The 15242-nt window shown below is 52.3% G+C and carries 16 protein-coding genes; 9 read left to right on the top strand and 7 right to left on the bottom strand.

Annotation, left to right across the window (positions count from 1 at the left end; genetic code table 11):
- Positions 1 to 40: 40 nt before the first annotated feature.
- The gene (locus MUG09_RS00415) at positions 41 to 826 is read right to left on the bottom strand and encodes a nitroreductase family protein (protein ID WP_244772609.1); all 786 of its coding nucleotides are present in this window, start codon (positions 824 to 826) and stop codon (positions 41 to 43) included.
- Positions 827 to 903: 77 nt separating this feature from the next.
- Between MUG09_RS00415 and MUG09_RS00420 the strand changes: the two genes are divergently transcribed.
- Positions 904 to 2217, top strand: a complete 1314-nt coding sequence (locus MUG09_RS00420; RefSeq protein WP_244772610.1) for an MFS transporter — start codon at positions 904 to 906, stop codon at positions 2215 to 2217.
- Positions 2218 to 2230: 13 nt separating this feature from the next.
- Here MUG09_RS00420 and MUG09_RS00425 read toward each other — a convergent pair whose 3' ends face one another.
- From MUG09_RS00425 to MUG09_RS00440, 4 genes are all read right to left on the bottom strand, one after another.
- Positions 2231 to 2797 carry a nitroreductase family protein gene (locus MUG09_RS00425; protein ID WP_244772611.1) on the bottom strand — a complete coding sequence of 189 codons (567 nt, stop codon included), beginning with the start codon at positions 2795 to 2797 and terminating at the stop codon, positions 2231 to 2233.
- A 111-nt stretch (positions 2798 to 2908) separates the two neighbouring features.
- Positions 2909 to 3415, bottom strand: coding sequence for a pyridoxamine 5'-phosphate oxidase family protein (locus MUG09_RS00430; RefSeq protein ID WP_244772612.1), 507 nt, complete (start codon positions 3413 to 3415; stop codon positions 2909 to 2911).
- A 66-nt stretch (positions 3416 to 3481) separates the two neighbouring features.
- The gene (rd, locus tag MUG09_RS00435) at positions 3482 to 3643 is read right to left on the bottom strand and encodes a rubredoxin (protein WP_013605781.1); all 162 of its coding nucleotides are present in this window, start codon (positions 3641 to 3643) and stop codon (positions 3482 to 3484) included.
- 59 nt (positions 3644 to 3702) lie between these two features.
- A complete protein-coding gene (locus MUG09_RS00440; RefSeq protein WP_244772613.1) occupies positions 3703 to 4671 on the bottom strand; it encodes a helix-turn-helix transcriptional regulator in 969 nt (322 codons plus the stop codon).
- Between the two features lie 172 nt (positions 4672 to 4843).
- Between MUG09_RS00440 and MUG09_RS00445 the strand changes: the two genes are divergently transcribed.
- Positions 4844 to 5047 (top strand): SlyX family protein, encoded by a 204-nt coding sequence (locus MUG09_RS00445; protein ID WP_244772614.1) that lies wholly within the window; start codon positions 4844 to 4846, stop codon positions 5045 to 5047.
- 8 nt (positions 5048 to 5055) lie between these two features.
- On the opposite strand, the gene MUG09_RS00450 is transcribed toward MUG09_RS00445, so the two are convergent.
- Together MUG09_RS00450 and MUG09_RS00455 are read right to left on the bottom strand one after the other, a co-directional pair.
- Positions 5056 to 7560, bottom strand: a complete 2505-nt coding sequence (locus MUG09_RS00450; RefSeq protein ID WP_244772615.1) for an FAD-dependent oxidoreductase — start codon at positions 7558 to 7560, stop codon at positions 5056 to 5058.
- 8 nt (positions 7561 to 7568) lie between these two features.
- The gene (locus MUG09_RS00455; protein ID WP_244772616.1) at positions 7569 to 7922 is read right to left on the bottom strand and encodes a MarR family winged helix-turn-helix transcriptional regulator; all 354 of its coding nucleotides are present in this window, start codon (positions 7920 to 7922) and stop codon (positions 7569 to 7571) included.
- A gap of 753 nt (positions 7923 to 8675) precedes the next feature.
- Between MUG09_RS00455 and MUG09_RS00460 the strand changes: the two genes are divergently transcribed.
- Genes MUG09_RS00460 through MUG09_RS00490 form a run of 7 tightly spaced genes read left to right on the top strand, consistent with a single transcriptional unit; the run spans position 8676 to position 15242 of the window.
- Complete coding sequence (locus tag MUG09_RS00460) at positions 8676 to 9191, top strand: TRAP transporter small permease (RefSeq protein WP_244772617.1); 516 nt, start codon at positions 8676 to 8678, stop codon at positions 9189 to 9191.
- A gap of 1 nt (position 9192) precedes the next feature.
- Positions 9193 to 10473 carry a TRAP transporter large permease gene (locus MUG09_RS00465; RefSeq protein ID WP_244772618.1) on the top strand — a complete coding sequence of 427 codons (1281 nt, stop codon included), beginning with the start codon at positions 9193 to 9195 and terminating at the stop codon, positions 10471 to 10473.
- 13 nt (positions 10474 to 10486) lie between these two features.
- Positions 10487 to 11572, top strand: a complete 1086-nt coding sequence (locus tag MUG09_RS00470) for a Gfo/Idh/MocA family protein (RefSeq protein WP_244772619.1) — start codon at positions 10487 to 10489, stop codon at positions 11570 to 11572.
- Entirely contained in the window at positions 11569 to 12723 is a 1155-nt protein-coding gene (locus MUG09_RS00475; RefSeq protein ID WP_244772620.1) for a Gfo/Idh/MocA family protein, read from the top strand. Before MUG09_RS00470 ends, MUG09_RS00475 begins: the two co-directional genes overlap by 4 nt.
- Before the next feature lie 53 nt (positions 12724 to 12776).
- Positions 12777 to 13772, top strand: coding sequence for a TRAP transporter substrate-binding protein (locus MUG09_RS00480; RefSeq protein ID WP_244772621.1), 996 nt, complete (start codon positions 12777 to 12779; stop codon positions 13770 to 13772).
- Positions 13773 to 13827: 55 nt separating this feature from the next.
- A complete protein-coding gene (locus MUG09_RS00485; RefSeq protein WP_244772622.1) occupies positions 13828 to 14505 on the top strand; it encodes a GntR family transcriptional regulator in 678 nt (225 codons plus the stop codon).
- A 26-nt stretch (positions 14506 to 14531) separates the two neighbouring features.
- Positions 14532 to 15242, top strand: coding sequence for an SGNH/GDSL hydrolase family protein (locus MUG09_RS00490; RefSeq protein ID WP_244772623.1), 711 nt, complete (start codon positions 14532 to 14534; stop codon positions 15240 to 15242).

The raw sequence follows: 15242 nt of genomic DNA on the forward strand, positions 1-15242 counted from the left end.
GGATATATGGTAGTGGCAAAGGCCCGGCGACGCAAGAAAATTACCCGTTGCACCACCAATCGAACATCACAGAGGTGGAACGGTTCATCTCTTCCATGAAGGCCGAGGTATGTTTTCTGAGGTAGTAGTAATCGGCAAGGGTTCCCGTGTTTTCGTAGGGAAGCGACCGGCTCCTGCGTCGGTCTTCTTCATGGAGTTCGTACGCTCTTTCCAGCTGCTCGATATGAGGTTCCTCATAACGGTCCGTCATGAAGACGGCATCCTGGGGACATCGAGGAGTCAGCTTGACCGGACCTTTGCCCTTGGGATAGCCGAAGATGAGCATGCAGGCTGGAATTGTGTACTGCCTGAGGTCGAGAAGACTCCTGAGTTGTTCAAAATTCTCGATGACATCGCCGATGTAACACGATCCGATACCCAGGGCTTCTGCACCAACCACGGCATTCTGCGCAGCAATGATGGCATCCTGCATGCAAAGATGCAGATCTCCCAGACCCGGTTTTCTATAGGCGGCAAGGCCCGCCTCATCGGCACGCTCTACTGCACCGCTCTCATGAAAGTAGTTGACCCACTTCTGCATATCGGCGAGGAACACCCACACCAAAGGAGCTTTCTCGATCATGCTCTGTTCGTCGCAGATACGGGCGAGCTGCTCTTTCTTAGAGGGATCCTGGACCTCGACGATGGAATAGAGGGCCATATTGCCTGCTGTAGGAGCACGCAGGGTGGTTTCTTTGAGAAGGGTGAGCACTTCCGGTTCAATTGCACGGTCTTCAAAGGCGCGTACCGATCGACGGTTGTTCAATAGCTGTAAAGTTTCTTGCATGCGTTGAGTATAGGACAAAGTATGCCCTTCTTCCAGAGAAGATATACAAATTGCAGAGTATCGGATATCCTAATCCTATGAAGAGCGTGAAAGCCTACCGATATCGATACTTGATTCTCCTGTGTCTCGTGCTGCTGATTTTCTCAGTGGAGATACAGTGGTTGAACCTTGCCCCCGTCGGCAGGGTGGCCAATAGTTATTATCAAGGTCAGTTGTCGTTGCGTTATGCATCTCCGGTGGATTTGCTCTCCTTGACCTTTCTCCTGGTGTTTGTGGTTGCAAGTATCCCATCTTCCTATCTCTTGCACCGCTTGGGGCTGCGTTGGGCTGTCTGGATTGCGAGCGGGCTTATTGTCTTCGGCTCGCTCACCAAATGGCTCTACATCGCCAGCCTCCCCGCCGTCCTGTTCGGCCAGTTCATACTGGCTCTTGGCCAGGCTTTGGTGCTGACAAGCATCACTGAAATCGTATCGAGATGGTTTCCCATCCGAGAACGCGGGATGGCAGTCGGCATCACCTCGGCAAGCCAATATCTTTCGCTGGCCGCTGTCATGATTCTCTCTCCTTTGTTGGTGGTAACTCGTGCCAATGCTCCTGCCTGGGGGCAGGGGTTCGAGCGGATGATGGGCGTGTATGCCCTTGCAAGCTCCATCCTGGCCCTTATCCCGGCATTTCTGATGCGTGAGAATCCACCCACGCCTTCCTCCACGCTGCAGGTGCCCAGAAACCAGAGCTTCAGGACTTCATTCAGGATTATGCATCAGAATCCGTCGCTTCAGGGCCTGATGATCATCTTCTCCATTGGTTGGGGGGTCTTGATGACACTCTTCATTAAGATCGATGAAATAAGCGAATTGTTGGGCTTCAACGATTCCACCGGTTTCCTTGGCATCGCAATGTTTGCCGGTGGCATGGTGGGAGCCATTGTGCTGCCAGCCCTCTCCGACCGCTATCGCAGGCGAAAGCTTTTTTTTGTATTCTGCAACGTCTGCTCGATTCCCGGCATCCTCTTATTGGTTTTCTGCCAGCAAGTCGGTGCAGTCCTGCTCGGCAGTGAAGCCATCGCCATGATCGGAGCCTCGATCGTAGGTCTGTCCCTGCTCGCCTCCATACCCATCGGCAGTCAGTATGCTGCTGAACTTGGCATCGGCATCAGTGAGGAGGTCATCCAAGGCTTTCTTCTGCTCTTCAGTCAGGCCTCATGTGCCGTAATCATGCTGATCAGTCTGGTCTCTACGGACGAGTACTCGCCCATGCTTCTCTCATCCCTTGCCGCCTTATTGGCTGCTTCCATGATAGGAAGCAGCTTTCTCAAGGAGAGTGAGATGATTGTCACAGAGGAGGAGCGGCTGAAAGATGCGATAGAGCAGGAGATCGTCCATCTGCAGTAACAGCCTTTGATACCTACTTTGCCTGTGGTCTCAGGCTCTCGTCCCATGCGTTGAATGCATGCACTTTCTCCAGCTCCATGCGGATTCGGGTTCCTCTCTCACTCTGTTTGTGCTTCTCGTTCAGCTCGGAGTCGGAACCAGGATAGCCGAGTACCAGCATGATCATCAGCGTATCGTCTTTGCTGATTCCCAGCACCTTTTTCGCATCGTCGGCATTGAAGCCTGCGATGGGGTGTACATGCAATCCTTCTGAAACAGCCTGGATTTGATAAGCCATGGTTGCCATTCCCAGTTCAAACGGGGCGAAGTGACGGTCCCCAAGGGTCATTCCCCAGGCGTTGTTGGTCACCACCGCCACAATCGCGGGGGCCTTCTTCGCCCAGTAATTTCCGGGAGACAGGGTCTCCTTGACGTTGGAAAGCATCGTTTCGTCGGTTACGGTGATATACCGCCAAGGTTGGTTGTTCATGGCCGAAGGTGCGGTGTGGGCGGCTTGGGCGAGACGCACCAATACCTCTTGAGCGATGGGTTTGGTATCGAGGGCGCGATAGGCTCTTCTTTCTTCAATTGCTTGCAACATAGCTGGGTAATTCCTCCGTTATGAGGTCAATGTACTATAAAGTTTTGCAATCGTGTGGAAAAGCATCAATCACTTGGACGCTTTTTATTCTTTGTATGAGAAGATTCTCCATTAGCAGGACAAAGCAGTGTCCGTTTTTGCCCGCACATACTCGACGGCCTCTTTTCCTGTACAATGCTCGATTTCAATGACAATGATCAGAGCTTGGCTGCAGGTTTCCACCTTTTCGATGCGCTCTGCAATCGGCTGGGAGGCACAGTATTTGTCTGCCATGGCAAGGAAGGCATCCTTCCAAGCCCGGCCTTCTGCATGGGAGGCTTTTCCAAAGACAATCACACTTCGGAAGTAAGAGGTATACTCTTTTCCAATGATGGTATCCTCATCCACAACGGTGAAGCTTACTTTGGGGTGATGGAGAATTGCATCCACCTTATGGCCTTCCTTGGCTGAGTGGAGAAAAATTTTTCCATCGTAGTATACATAGTTCAGCGGGACTGCATAGGGATAGTCCCCGTCGCCGAGGCAGGCTAGAATCCCGTGGCTTCCTCGTTTCAGAACCGCTTCACTCTCCTCATGGGAAAGCAGCTGCCTGCTTCTTCTCATTGTCCTGAATTGCATGGGTGCTCCTTGGGCCTAAAAAACGGGGAGGCCGTGCCATCCCCGTCTTGTGAACCGCGACCTTTGTCAGTCGCGCGGTGAGAAGTCAGACTTAGGAGCTCCGCAGAGAGGGCATACCCAATCTTCTGGAAGGTCTTCAAAGGCTGTTCCGGGTTTGATTCCGTTGTCGGGATCACCTACTGTCGGGTCATATACATACCCGCAAAGATCGCATTCATACTCTTTCATTGTCGTTTCCTCCTACATCTGAAGCATAGCGATATTCATGCCGAGCGGCAAGAAAAATATTATTGGTACAAAGCCAGGATCTTGTTCAGCATTCTGCAAAACTTCTTTCTGAAGCTCTCAGGACCCAGAATTTCAACTGAATCACCGCATTGGATGATGCGCAGGTACAACTCGATGGAGTTCTCGACATCCATGTTGCAGATGAGTGTTCCATCACTCTGTTTCTCAAAGACCGGGGTTCCATGCACTACCGACCGAAAGACATTCATCGCCGATCGTTCCTTGAGCCGCAGACTCAAGGGAATCATGTCGATGCTCTCATAGCGCTCCTCACTCTCGGGGAACTTGAAGGGTTTGAGGTTGTCGGGAATCGTATAGGTCTCGTTGAGAATGGTGGCACTGGTGATGGTGCTGATGTCGATGGTGACAATTTCGGTGGTGTGCCGCAGGCGACCGGTAACACTGATAGGGTGTCTGCCGCCGGTGTCTTCCTCCCGAAATCCGATGAAGTAGGGGGCCAGTTCGGTCTCGATCGGGTCGAACCCTTTAAGGCTCTGTACGATGCGTACGATGCGTCCTGACACCCAGCTGTCGATGAGCACTTCCAGGATTGCATTGAACTTGCTGCTCTCCTTCTTCTCCTGCAGCTGCTTGTCGATCTGCTCGGCAAGGCCGATGACATTCTCGCTGATCTTCGGTGCATAGGAGCGCATGTTCATGGCGATTTTTCTCAAGCCTGAAGCGAGGTGGGGGTTCTGAAACTCGGTGCTGTTTGCAAGCATTTCGGCAGAGAGGTTGAAGGCCAGGCTCTCATAGACGCTGAGGGCGATGCTTTCATCCTCATCGCGGTTCTTGATCTTGATGAGGCTGTTTTCCTCGTAGATGTCAATGTATTGTTTCAGTTCATCCACATATCTGCTGATGGTAGAGCGATGGACTCCCAATCGACGTGCTATTTCCGCCCTCCTGAGTCCTTCCGGATGGGAGTGCAGCAACAGTTCCAGTTGCGCAACGCGTTCACCTTTCATACAATTCCTCTTATCTGCACCATTCTGCAACAAAATACATGTCAGTATACCACGCAAAGGCCATCTGGCAAGTAGAAAATGCACAAATCGGGAAAGCATCCGCAACAATCGGGCGAGTTGTCGAGCGTGCTCACCCGTGCTAGGATACAGGTACAGACAAGGAGCGACTACAATGGATGAACGGCTTACGAAACTTGAGATGAAACTAGCTTATGCAGAAGAGACGATAGTGACTCTCGACCAAATCGTAACTGACCAGGCCAAGGAGATCGCACTCTTGACAGCCCGTCTGGAAAAGTTGGAGAAACGGGTGACCGACTTGGCCGAGGAAGATCGGGATGGCATGGTTGAAAACCAGAGGCCACCCCACTATTAGAACCGGACCTAGATGAACAGATTGATCTTGCTCTCGCTGGCGGCTCCCATATAGGTTGCAACGCCTCCGATCTCAACGCCGTCAAGCAGCTCTTCGGCCTTGATGCCCATGATGTCCATGGACATCTGGCAGGCCACCATGCGAACTCCGCTCCTGCGTGCTTCCTCATACATCTGCTGTACTTGGTCGACATGCTTCTTCTTCATGCGGCCCTTCATCATCGCCGCCCCCATCCCTCCCATGTTCATGGACGAGAGGGCGAGCTTGTCCATACCCTTGGGCAGCATGGCTCCAAACATTGTTCCCATGAAGTCCTTCTTCACTTTGGGTGCATCCTTTTTGCGAAGCACCGACAATCCCCAGAAAGTGAAGAACATCGTCACCGGTTTTCCGGATGCAGCGGCTCCGTTGGCCAGGACGAATGAAGCAAGTGCCTTGTCCAGGTCGTTGGAGAAGACGATCATGGTAGCACCGTTGTCGGAGTCGCAGATCGCAGGCTTCTCTCCCACTGAGTCGGGCATGCTGCAGACACTGGCGTTTCCCTTGCCAACCACTGCCTCGATGATGCCGTCGGTGGTCTTGACGGTTATCAGCTCGTTGCCGGTGAGTTTGCACCACGCCTGGACATCGACGCCGAAGCCGGGGTCGGAGGCCTTGATGACAATCCTGTCCCCTTCCTCAAGGTTGTCAATCTCCCGCTTGAGACGGATGATCGGACCCGGGCATTGCAGTCCGCAGGCATCGACGGTGAAAATCTTGTTCTCGGTTCTCTTGCGGAACGACCCGTCCTCATGCAGGTGGTTGATGGTTCCACCCTCTCTCTTGACTGAAATCTTATCCTTGTTTTCCAACAGGTACCGTTCACGAACAGCGCTCTCATAGGTCTTGTAGCCGCCGGTGAGGTTGCGTACGTTTGTATAACCGTTCTGCTTGAGCACCCTTTCGGCGAGGTAGCCCCTGAGGCCGATGGCGCAATAGACGATCACCAACCGGTCGGTGGGAACCATGAGAAGCTTCTGTCTCAAAACCGTATTCGGAATGTTGACAGATCCTTCAATTGCACCCAGTTCATACTCCTCCTCCGAACGGACATCGAGCATGAAGGCCCCATTCTTGCGTTGCTGTTCAGCCTCCTCCCAGCTGATTGTATCGCTGAAGCCTTCCAGGGTGTTGGCGGCAATGAAACCGACCATGTTCACCGGGTCCTTGGCACTGGAGAAGGGTGGAGCGTAGGCCTGCTCGAACTCGGCCAGGTCGTACACGGTGCCTTCCTTTCCGATGAAGGCGCTGATGACGTCGATCCGCTTGTCCACGCCGTCGTAGCCGACAGCTTGGCCGCCCCAAAGCCTGCCGCTTTCCGGATGATAGAGAATCTTGAGGGTGAGTTGGCGGCTGTTGGGGTAGTATCCGGCATGGTTGCCTGCATGGGTGACCGCCATCCGATAGGGAAGGCCGGCTGCCTTGAGGCCCTTTTCGGTAAGGCCGGTGGAGGCTACCGTCATGTCGAAGATTTTGGCGATGCTTGTGGCGATCGTGCCCTCATACGGGCGCTTGTTGCCGTCGATGATGGCATCGGCGCACAGCCGTGCCTGCTTGTTCGCAGGACCCGCCAAGGGCACGGTGCAAGCAAGCTTGGTCAAAGGGCTGGCGAACTCAATGGCATCACCTACCGCCTTGATGTCCTTGTCGTTGGTGGTGAAATACGCATCCACCTTGATCGCGCCATTCTTGGCCAACTCGATGCCCGAATCTTTCAGAAAAGCTGTGTCGGGACGAACGCCGATGGAGAGGATGACAATGTCTGCATCGATGAGAGTACCCGAGGAGAGACGGACGCTGACGATGCTGTCATGGTCCTCGAAGGCTGAAACCCCATCCTTGAGATAGAGATTCACTCCCTTCGCCCTCAGGTGTTGCTGCACTTCGGCCGCCAGGTCGTAGTCGATGATGTTCATCACCTGCTCGAGGGCCTCCACTACGCTCACCTCGAGTCCTCGTTCCTTCAGGTTCTCGGCCATCTCCAGTCCGATGAAGCCGCCGCCTACCACTACTGCACGCTTTGTTGCAGGGCTGTCGATTTTCTCCTTGATGCTGTCGATGTCGGAGACGGAGCGCAGCGAATAGATGGCCTTGTGCTCGATTCCGGGGATTGGGGGACGTACCGGACTGGCTCCCGGGGAGAGGATGAGGGTGTCATACCGTTCGTCATATTCGCTGTTGTTCCTCAGGTCCCTGACGCGGATGGTCTTTGCCTCTCGGTTGATCGAGATCACTTCACTTTGCACCCTCGCCTCAACATTCAAGGACTCCATGAAGCGTTCGGGCGTCATGACAAACAGACGTGAACGCTCGGTGATGACATTGCCTGCATAGTAGGGGAGTCCGCAGTTTGCGTAGCTGATGTACCGTCCGCGTTCAAACATGATGATTTGGGCGTTTTCGTCCCTTCTTCTGAGTCTGGCGGCAGTACCTGCTCCTCCTGCGACTCCTCCAACAATGAGATATTTTGCCATAAGTCCTCCTAGGTGGTGGCTTGTGTGAATAAAAGTTCTTCGGGTATATGAAGTTCGGAACAGCTGTAGGTTTTGACCATCTCCCTTCCCGTTTCAGTCAGCGAAACGGTAAGGCTCCTTCGGTCCATGCTGCTCAGCGTCCGTTTGATGAGATTCCTGGTTTCCAGGCTGTCCAGAATACGGGTGAGGCGGGATGGGGAGAGTTCCAGTTCCTTGGCCAGGGCGCTGGGTTCGAAGATTCCTTTGTTTACTGCACACAAGAGCAGTGCATCATTGAATGAAAGTCCGGTCTGCTCTTTAAGTTGGTCTTCAAAGTTGCGCAGGGAAGTCTGTAACTTTCGGATGGCGCATAGGTCGATCATACAAATCTCCAAATGTTTAATTGTGGCAATAATTGCCAAACACAACTATAATGCCGGACATCTGTTTCGTCAATATGTAGATAAAAAAAGAGTGAATGAACGGATGTGACATAGCTGATAGCTTATATTTATTAGGTTTGTAAAAACCTGTAAAATTTCCAAAATTTTCATAAATTGTTCTGACAGAGGTAATTCTTTCTTAAAGAAAAGTAATAATATCGTGCTATGTGAAATCGATAAATTTATATAAGATAATGGTATAAAAGTAGTTCTATTGACAATATCGGATATTACAGCGTATGCTGTAGCCAGGAAGGGATATGATGAAGAGGAAGACAGAAGTACCACGATTGGGAAGTCTTCACTTCAAACCCACCAGAGTTTCTGCTAGCTATTCTACATCGATGTTGGGTGTTCTCCTCTGAATTGTTGCAATCAATATTGCACCCGGTGTTTCTACGATGTCTGCAACACATCTCCCTTGGGCCAGTGATAGTTCCCGATCACTGGCCTTCTTGCTATTCAAGGACTATCCAATTACTAGTCACTGCAGGTCTTACCTTCTCAGTGGAGATTTTATGAAACTTTGATTGTTCCAATTGTATTTTGTAAAACAATATATGTTAAACACTTACCAAAAATGAATAAAAAAATACTTATTTGACATACTAGAATACAAGTGATACTATATCAGTGTACTATGTATTTATTTTCATAAGATTCAGAGAACGTAACAGGCAAGTGAGGAACAACATGGCGAGTCTTATCTATACATGGGTGAACAAAATCCGGGCTACACTCATGATCTCGATCACAGCGTTTACGGTAGTTTTATGTCTATTGCAGGTGGCTTTGCGATACTTCACCTTCATCTCGTTCAGGCCTTTTGCCTGGGGTGATGAAATTGTCCGCCTCTGCTCCATCTGGGTGATTTTCCTGGGAGTGTCCCTTGGAATCAGGGAGAACAGCCATTTTGCCGTGGATCTCTTTCTGAACAAGATTCGCTCGACCAGGATCCGCAGTCTTGTCGAACGGGCTCTGGATGTATCGGCGATAGGGGTCTTCATCATCATCGCTTATCAGGGCGTTCGCTACACCAGCACCAACGTAACAAGTTTGCTTCAGAACATCCATATCTCCATGGCCTGGTTCTATGCGGCGATTCCCGTCGGCTCACTGTTGTGCCTCTTCGAGTATGGATATCGCATGGTCTGGGGCAAATCGTATAAACAGCGTGTTTTGATCACCAAGAAAGGGGAGCAGAAGTAGTATGTGGCAAGTATTTTGGGTTTTCGCAGTATTGCTCGTTTTAATTTTCACCGGTCTTCCCGTCTACCTGGCATTGCTTCTCACCTCTGTCGTATTCATGGTAGGAATGGACCTTCCGCTTAATCTGTTGGTTATTAAAATGTTTGGCGGGGTGAATTCGTTCTCCCTGATGGCCATTCCCTTCTTCATTATCGCAGGAAACATCATGGCCAAGGCCGATATCACCGACAAGATCATCGACCTTTCCGACTCCTTGGTCGGTCAGTTCAAGGGAGGACTGGGCCATGTGAACATTCTTGCTTCCATGTTCTTCGGCGGCATTCAGGGCTCGGGCATCGCCGATGCCTCGGCCATCGGCGGGATGCTGATTCCTGCGATGGAGAAACAGGGCTATGACAAGGACTATGCGGTGGCTGTTACCGCAGGATCGTCCATGCTCAGTCCCATTATTCCCCCCAGCATCGCCATGATCCTCTACTCCTACTATACTGAGATTCCGGTAAGCCGCCTCTTTTTGGGTGGCATCGTCCCGGGTGTCTTGATCGCCTTGCTGCAGATGGGTGTGAATCGCTATGTCTACGCAAAGCGCAAGTATAATATTCCCACCCGACCATTCTCTCTAAAAAAATTGATTCATTCGCTCTATGGCTCCATCGGTGCCTTGCTGATGCCCATCATCATCATTGTGGGTATTGTAACCGGTATCGTGACGGCAACAGAGGCGGGCGTCATCGCCATCGGCTACGGCTTGATCTACGGATTCTGGATTTCGAAGAAACTGAAAATCAAGGATATGCCCGAGATTCTCATTTCCAGCGGCCACACCACCGCCATTGTTATGATTACCATTGCCGCGGCTGCAGCTCTTTCCAACGTGTTGGTGCGCATGCGCTTCCAGAACGAGGTCATGAGTTTTGTGGTGAATACCATCGGTAGTCCTGTAGCTGGAACCTTGTTCCTCATGGTGGTCATCTTCATTCTCGGCATGTTCCTCGATCCCACCGTCCTGATCGCCATGCTTGCCCCTACCGTGCTTGCAATCGGCAACTCGTTCGGCTTTGATGCCATCCACTACGGGGTGGTCATGGTCATCCTGATGCAGGTCGGGGCGATCACCCCGCCGGTCGGGTCGTTCCTCTTTGTCTCCTGCGGTGTGGCGAACCTACCCATCGATAAAGCGGTCAAACCCCTGATTCCCTTTATTGGAACCGTGTTGGTAGTGATACTTCTGAGTTTCTTCATTCCCCCTATCGTTACTGTGCTTCCGAAAATGATTATCTAGGATGGAGGGTGCAATGCAACGAAAAGATGGGCAGATGTATGCTCCAGTAGGAAAATCCCGCCTGGTTTGCAATCCCGGAGAGTTCACCATCGGGGTGATCGGGCTCGACCATGGTCACATTTATGGCATGTGCAACGGTCTGGTGGAAGCAGGTGCGATGGTCACTCATGTATGGGATCCTGACCAGAATCGGCTTGCAGCCTTTATCAAGGCCTTCCCTACGGCGAAGGTGGTAAGCAGCGACGCAGCAATCTATGAAAATCCCGCTGTCGATTTGGTGGCGACAGCCGCCATCCCGTCCGATCGGAGCGGCATCATCACCAAGGCCTTGATGGCGGGCAAGCATGCCTTCTCGGACAAGCCGGCGATGACCGACCTCAGTCAATTGGAAGCAGTCCGTTCGGCTGTAGAGCTCAGTGGCAAGCGCTTTGGCATCTATTTCAGCGAGCGGTTGCATGTTGAGGCTGCAAGCTATGCCGACAACCTCATTGCAGAAGGATCCATCGGAAAGGTGGTGCAAACCATCGTTTTGGGCCCTCATAGGTTGAGTAAGAACAGCCGGCCTGCATGGTTTTTTGATAAGCAGCGCTTCGGTGGCATCCTCACTGATATCGGAAGTCATCAGATCGACCAGATTCTCCACTACGGTAATGCAAAGCATGCCCGGGTTCTGGCAAGCAAGGTTGCAAACTACAACAATGCCGACTATCCCGGGTTCGAGGACTTTGGTGATGCATCCCTGCTTTGCGATAATGGAAGCACCGGCTACTTCCGTGTTGATTGGTTCACCCCCGACGGGCTGCGCGCCTGGGGCGATGGAAGAACCATCATATTGGGTACCGAAGGACATATCGAGCTGAGAAAGTATGTGGACCTGGCTCGGGCGGATATACCCAACACCGTGTACATGGCCAATGGGAAGGGTGAGTTCAGCTTCGATGCGAACAATACGGTAGGCTTCCCGTTCTTCGGTCGCTTCATTCGTGACTGCCTTGATGGTACCGAGTTTGCGATTTCCCAAGAGTACACACTGCATGTCATGGAGCTGGCCATCACCGCCCAGAACATGGCGACCAGGATTTCCCAGGAGGTTGTATGATTCGTATTGGAATAGTAGGAGCGGGAGCAATCGCCGCAGTTCATATCGATGGTTTTCTTCAGTTCGGGTCTATGTGCGAGGTCGCGGCTGTCTGCGATACCTATGTCGAGAAGGCCCAGTCCTTGATTACCGAAAAGAATCTCAACGCCAAGGCCTATGCCGATATCCAGACCATGCTCACCGAAGGAGCTTTGGATGCGATCAGCATCTGCCTGCCGCCTAATCTGCACGCATCGGTGGCGATCCAGGCTCTTGCGGGTAAAAAGCATGTCATTGTGGAGAAGCCGATGGCAGGCAGCTTGGAAGAGTGCGACCATATGATTGCAGCAGCCAAAGAAAACAACAGGCTCTTATGTGTGGTCAGCCAGAACCGTTGGAAGACCCAGCTCGCCAACGTCAAGCGTATTATGGATGAAGGGCTTCTGGGCAAGGTGGTCCATGCCTCCTTTGATTCGCTGTGGTGGCGCGGCGGCGTGTATTACGACCTATGGTGGCGTGGAACGTGGGAACAGGAAGCAGGTGGTGTGTTCACCAGCCATTCGGTCCACTATTTGGACCTGATGCAGATGCTTTTCGGCATGCCAAAGCGGGTGCAGGCGTTCATCGGTAATGTAAACCATACAAACAGCGAGTGCGAGGATATTGGTTTCGCCGTCTTCACCTATGAGGACAAGGTAATCAACTTCACCTCCTCGCTGGTTTCACACGGGGAGAAGCAGGCCATTGTCATAAACGGAGAGAAGGCAAGCGTAACCATTCCGTTCAGCGTTTCCGCCTACAACAGCCTGCCCAACGGCTTTCCCGAGCCGAACAAGGAGCTCGAGCAGCAGATCCACAGGCGGTATGAGGAGCTGGGAAATCTTGCATTGGAAGGCCATCCGGCACAGCTGTTGAACTTCCTTCTCGCCATCGAGGGCAAGGAAGCACTGGCCCTCGATGGAAATACCGGAAGGCAGACCATAGAGTTGATTCATGCAGTCTACAAGTCTGCAGTACAACAGCGGCCGGTCGACCTTCCCCTTGAACCTTCAGATCCCTTCTATACCAAGGAAGGGTTGGTCCAGAGCATGCCCCGGTTCCATACCAAGGGCAGGAGCGTTGAGAATTTTTCGACTTCCAAGATTAGCTTGGGTCGCGATTTCAACGCATGAACGAGTCACGTGACCCGAAGTTTTCGGGTAGAGAATACGTAGGAGGATTCGATATGAAGAAAAGCATGATTTTGGTGCTCGCACTGGTGCTCCTAGTCGGCACGACGTTGGTCGCACAAGGTACGAAGGAGGGGGCTGCACAGACGTACAAGCTCAGAGCTTCCACCAACCTCGCAGGTACCGGTACGATCGGTCGTGGATTGACGAAGTTTGTTGAATTGATCAACGAAAAGAGTGGTGGACGCATCGTCGCTACCGCAAACTATGGATCTGAGCTTGGCAACCAGGCCGAGCAGGTCGAAATGGCCCGCACCGGGTCGTTGGAGATGGTCGTAGCAGCACCCGGTACCGGTCCCGGCACTTGGGTTCCTCAGCTGATGATGTTCGAGTTCCCGTACATCTTCAAGGACAACGACCACTATCGCAGAGTGCTCAAGGGTCTGGAAGGTGAAGTAAGCAAGCTGGTGCAGCCCTATGGTTTCATCGCTCTTGCCGGACAGAGCCAGGGTTCACGGCATATGCTGACCAAAAAGCCTGTAACCAAGCTTGAGGATCTGGCAAACATGAAGATGCGCGGCCCCAATGCCGTCTACATCAGCATGTTCAAGCACCTTGGTGCTGCCGGAACCACGATGGACTGGAACGAGATCTATACCGCTCTGCAGACCGGTGTCGTCGATGGGATGGAAGCCTCCCCGAGCATGATCAACTCGATGAAGTTCCAGGATGTTGCCAAGAACCTGACCATCACCGACCACATCATCGCCTGCACGTACTACTTCTTCAACGAGAAGTGGTTCAACTCCCTGCCTTCCGACCTGCAGGCAGTGGTGCGCGAGGCAGCCGATGAAGCAGCCGCTTATCAGGCCGTCATCGATGATGAGGACCAGAAGGCCTCCTTGGAGAAGATGAGAGCCGAGGGTGTTGCCATCCATGTTCCCGCCGACCGTGCAAAGTGGGTTGAAGCCTGCAGCCCGATGCTCGCCGAGTATCGTGCGAAGGGTGAAGGCTGGAACAGTTTCATCGACAAGATGCTTGCCATCCAGTAATGATTCCCATTGTGTTGAGGGTGTCCGTATGGGCACCCTCATCGTAGGTGGACTCATGATTATTGAAACAAAACAACCAAAGGAAACAGCTGCAGAATATGCCTTGCGTGTACTCAAGGAGAACATAATCTCTTTGGATCTTGCTCCGGGGAGTATGGTCAGCGAGAACGAGATAGCAGCCCAGCTGGGTATCTCACGCACTCCTGTGCGGGAAGCCCTGATCGAATTGAGCCGGGTGGGAATCGTTCAGATCATGCCGCAGAAGGGAAGCCGCATCAATCTCATCGACTACGGGATGGTGGAGGAATCGCGCTTCCTTCGCTTGGTTCTTGAGCGTGAAGTCGTCAAGCTTATCTGTATGAACGAGACGAGAGCCGACCTGTCCTCCTTGGAGGAGAATCTTCGGCTGCAGAACTTCTATGTGGAACATGCCAAGCCTGAGAAATTACTTGAGCTGGACAATCAGTTTCATGCATTGCTGTTTTTACTTGCCGACAAAGTACAGTGCTACGGGTGGATGATGGAGGGCCTTACCATCCATTTCGACCGGGTGCGCAGTATGAGCCTGAGTGCGGTAAAGGACATCAAGATAGTGGGCGACCACCAAGCGATTGTTCAGGCATTGAACGACCGGGATGCCGAATTGGCACAGCAGCTGATGGAGAAACACCTTTCCCGTTACAAGATCGATGAGCAGGCGATCAGGGAATTGTACCCAACCTACTTCTGCTAAAAGCCGTCTCTTGCTACACTCTGAACATGAATACTATTCTCTGTTATGGTGATTCCAATACCTTCGGCACCAACCCCGGCGGGGGAAGGTGGGACATCGATCAGCGCTGGACGGGCCTTCTGTCTGCCATGCTTGGTCCTTCGTACCGCATCATCGAGGAGGGCCTTGGCGGCCGGACCACGGTCTTTGACGACCCCCTGGAACCCAAACGCAATGGGTTGGAATACCTTCCGGTCTCCCTGCAAAGTCATCGTCCTTTGGACCTGGTCATACTCAGTCTGGGTACCAATGACTGCAAGAGCCTCAACAATGCCAATGAACGCATCATCGCCAAGGGTCTGGAAAAATTGGTTGCCATGGTAAGAAACCATCCCTATGGTCCTGGATATCCCATTCCCCAGGTTCTGGTCATCTCCCCGATTCATATCGGAGACGACATTGAATCTTCCATCTTTGCCTCATTCGACAAGAGCTCTGCCGCACTCAGCAAGCGTCTTGCCGATCCCATCAGGGTAATGGCAGAACAGCAGCATGTACATTTCTTCGATGCTGCAACGGTGGCTTCGAGCAGTCCCATCGACCAGCTTCATATGGACAAGGAGAGCCATGCTTCGCTTGCCCAAGCCCTTCTTCCACTCATTCTCGCCTGCTTTAGGGAGATGGCAAAACCTCACCTTTTAGGCGAAGGGGAGAAAGAGCTCTCTCGTTCAAAGCTGTTCGGTTTCCTAAGGCGTTAA

Source organism: Sphaerochaeta associata, assembly GCF_022869165.1.
Lineage (GTDB): Bacteria > Spirochaetota > Spirochaetia > Sphaerochaetales > Sphaerochaetaceae > Sphaerochaeta > Sphaerochaeta associata.

What these genes read in the sequence shown, in the direction of transcription:
- MUG09_RS00415 (WP_244772609.1), bottom strand. Translation starts at nt 826, where the DNA reads ATGCAAGAAACTTTACAGCTATTGAACAACCGTCGATCGGTACGCGCC.
- MUG09_RS00420 (WP_244772610.1), top strand. Translation starts at nt 904, where the DNA reads ATGAAGAGCGTGAAAGCCTACCGATATCGATACTTGATTCTCCTGTGT.
- MUG09_RS00425 (WP_244772611.1), bottom strand. Translation starts at nt 2,797, where the DNA reads ATGTTGCAAGCAATTGAAGAAAGAAGAGCCTATCGCGCCCTCGATACC.
- MUG09_RS00430 (WP_244772612.1), bottom strand. Translation starts at nt 3,415, where the DNA reads ATGCAATTCAGGACAATGAGAAGAAGCAGGCAGCTGCTTTCCCATGAG.
- rd (WP_013605781.1), bottom strand. Translation starts at nt 3,643, where the DNA reads ATGAAAGAGTATGAATGCGATCTTTGCGGGTATGTATATGACCCGACA.
- MUG09_RS00440 (WP_244772613.1), bottom strand. Translation starts at nt 4,671, where the DNA reads ATGAAAGGTGAACGCGTTGCGCAACTGGAACTGTTGCTGCACTCCCAT.
- MUG09_RS00445 (WP_244772614.1), top strand. Translation starts at nt 4,844, where the DNA reads ATGGATGAACGGCTTACGAAACTTGAGATGAAACTAGCTTATGCAGAA.
- MUG09_RS00450 (WP_244772615.1), bottom strand. Translation starts at nt 7,560, where the DNA reads ATGGCAAAATATCTCATTGTTGGAGGAGTCGCAGGAGGAGCAGGTACT.
- MUG09_RS00455 (WP_244772616.1), bottom strand. Translation starts at nt 7,922, where the DNA reads ATGATCGACCTATGCGCCATCCGAAAGTTACAGACTTCCCTGCGCAAC.
- MUG09_RS00460 (WP_244772617.1), top strand. Translation starts at nt 8,676, where the DNA reads ATGGCGAGTCTTATCTATACATGGGTGAACAAAATCCGGGCTACACTC.
- MUG09_RS00465 (WP_244772618.1), top strand. Translation starts at nt 9,193, where the DNA reads ATGTGGCAAGTATTTTGGGTTTTCGCAGTATTGCTCGTTTTAATTTTC.
- MUG09_RS00470 (WP_244772619.1), top strand. Translation starts at nt 10,487, where the DNA reads ATGCAACGAAAAGATGGGCAGATGTATGCTCCAGTAGGAAAATCCCGC.
- MUG09_RS00475 (WP_244772620.1), top strand. Translation starts at nt 11,569, where the DNA reads ATGATTCGTATTGGAATAGTAGGAGCGGGAGCAATCGCCGCAGTTCAT.
- MUG09_RS00480 (WP_244772621.1), top strand. Translation starts at nt 12,777, where the DNA reads ATGAAGAAAAGCATGATTTTGGTGCTCGCACTGGTGCTCCTAGTCGGC.
- MUG09_RS00485 (WP_244772622.1), top strand. Translation starts at nt 13,828, where the DNA reads ATGATTATTGAAACAAAACAACCAAAGGAAACAGCTGCAGAATATGCC.
- MUG09_RS00490 (WP_244772623.1), top strand. Translation starts at nt 14,532, where the DNA reads ATGAATACTATTCTCTGTTATGGTGATTCCAATACCTTCGGCACCAAC.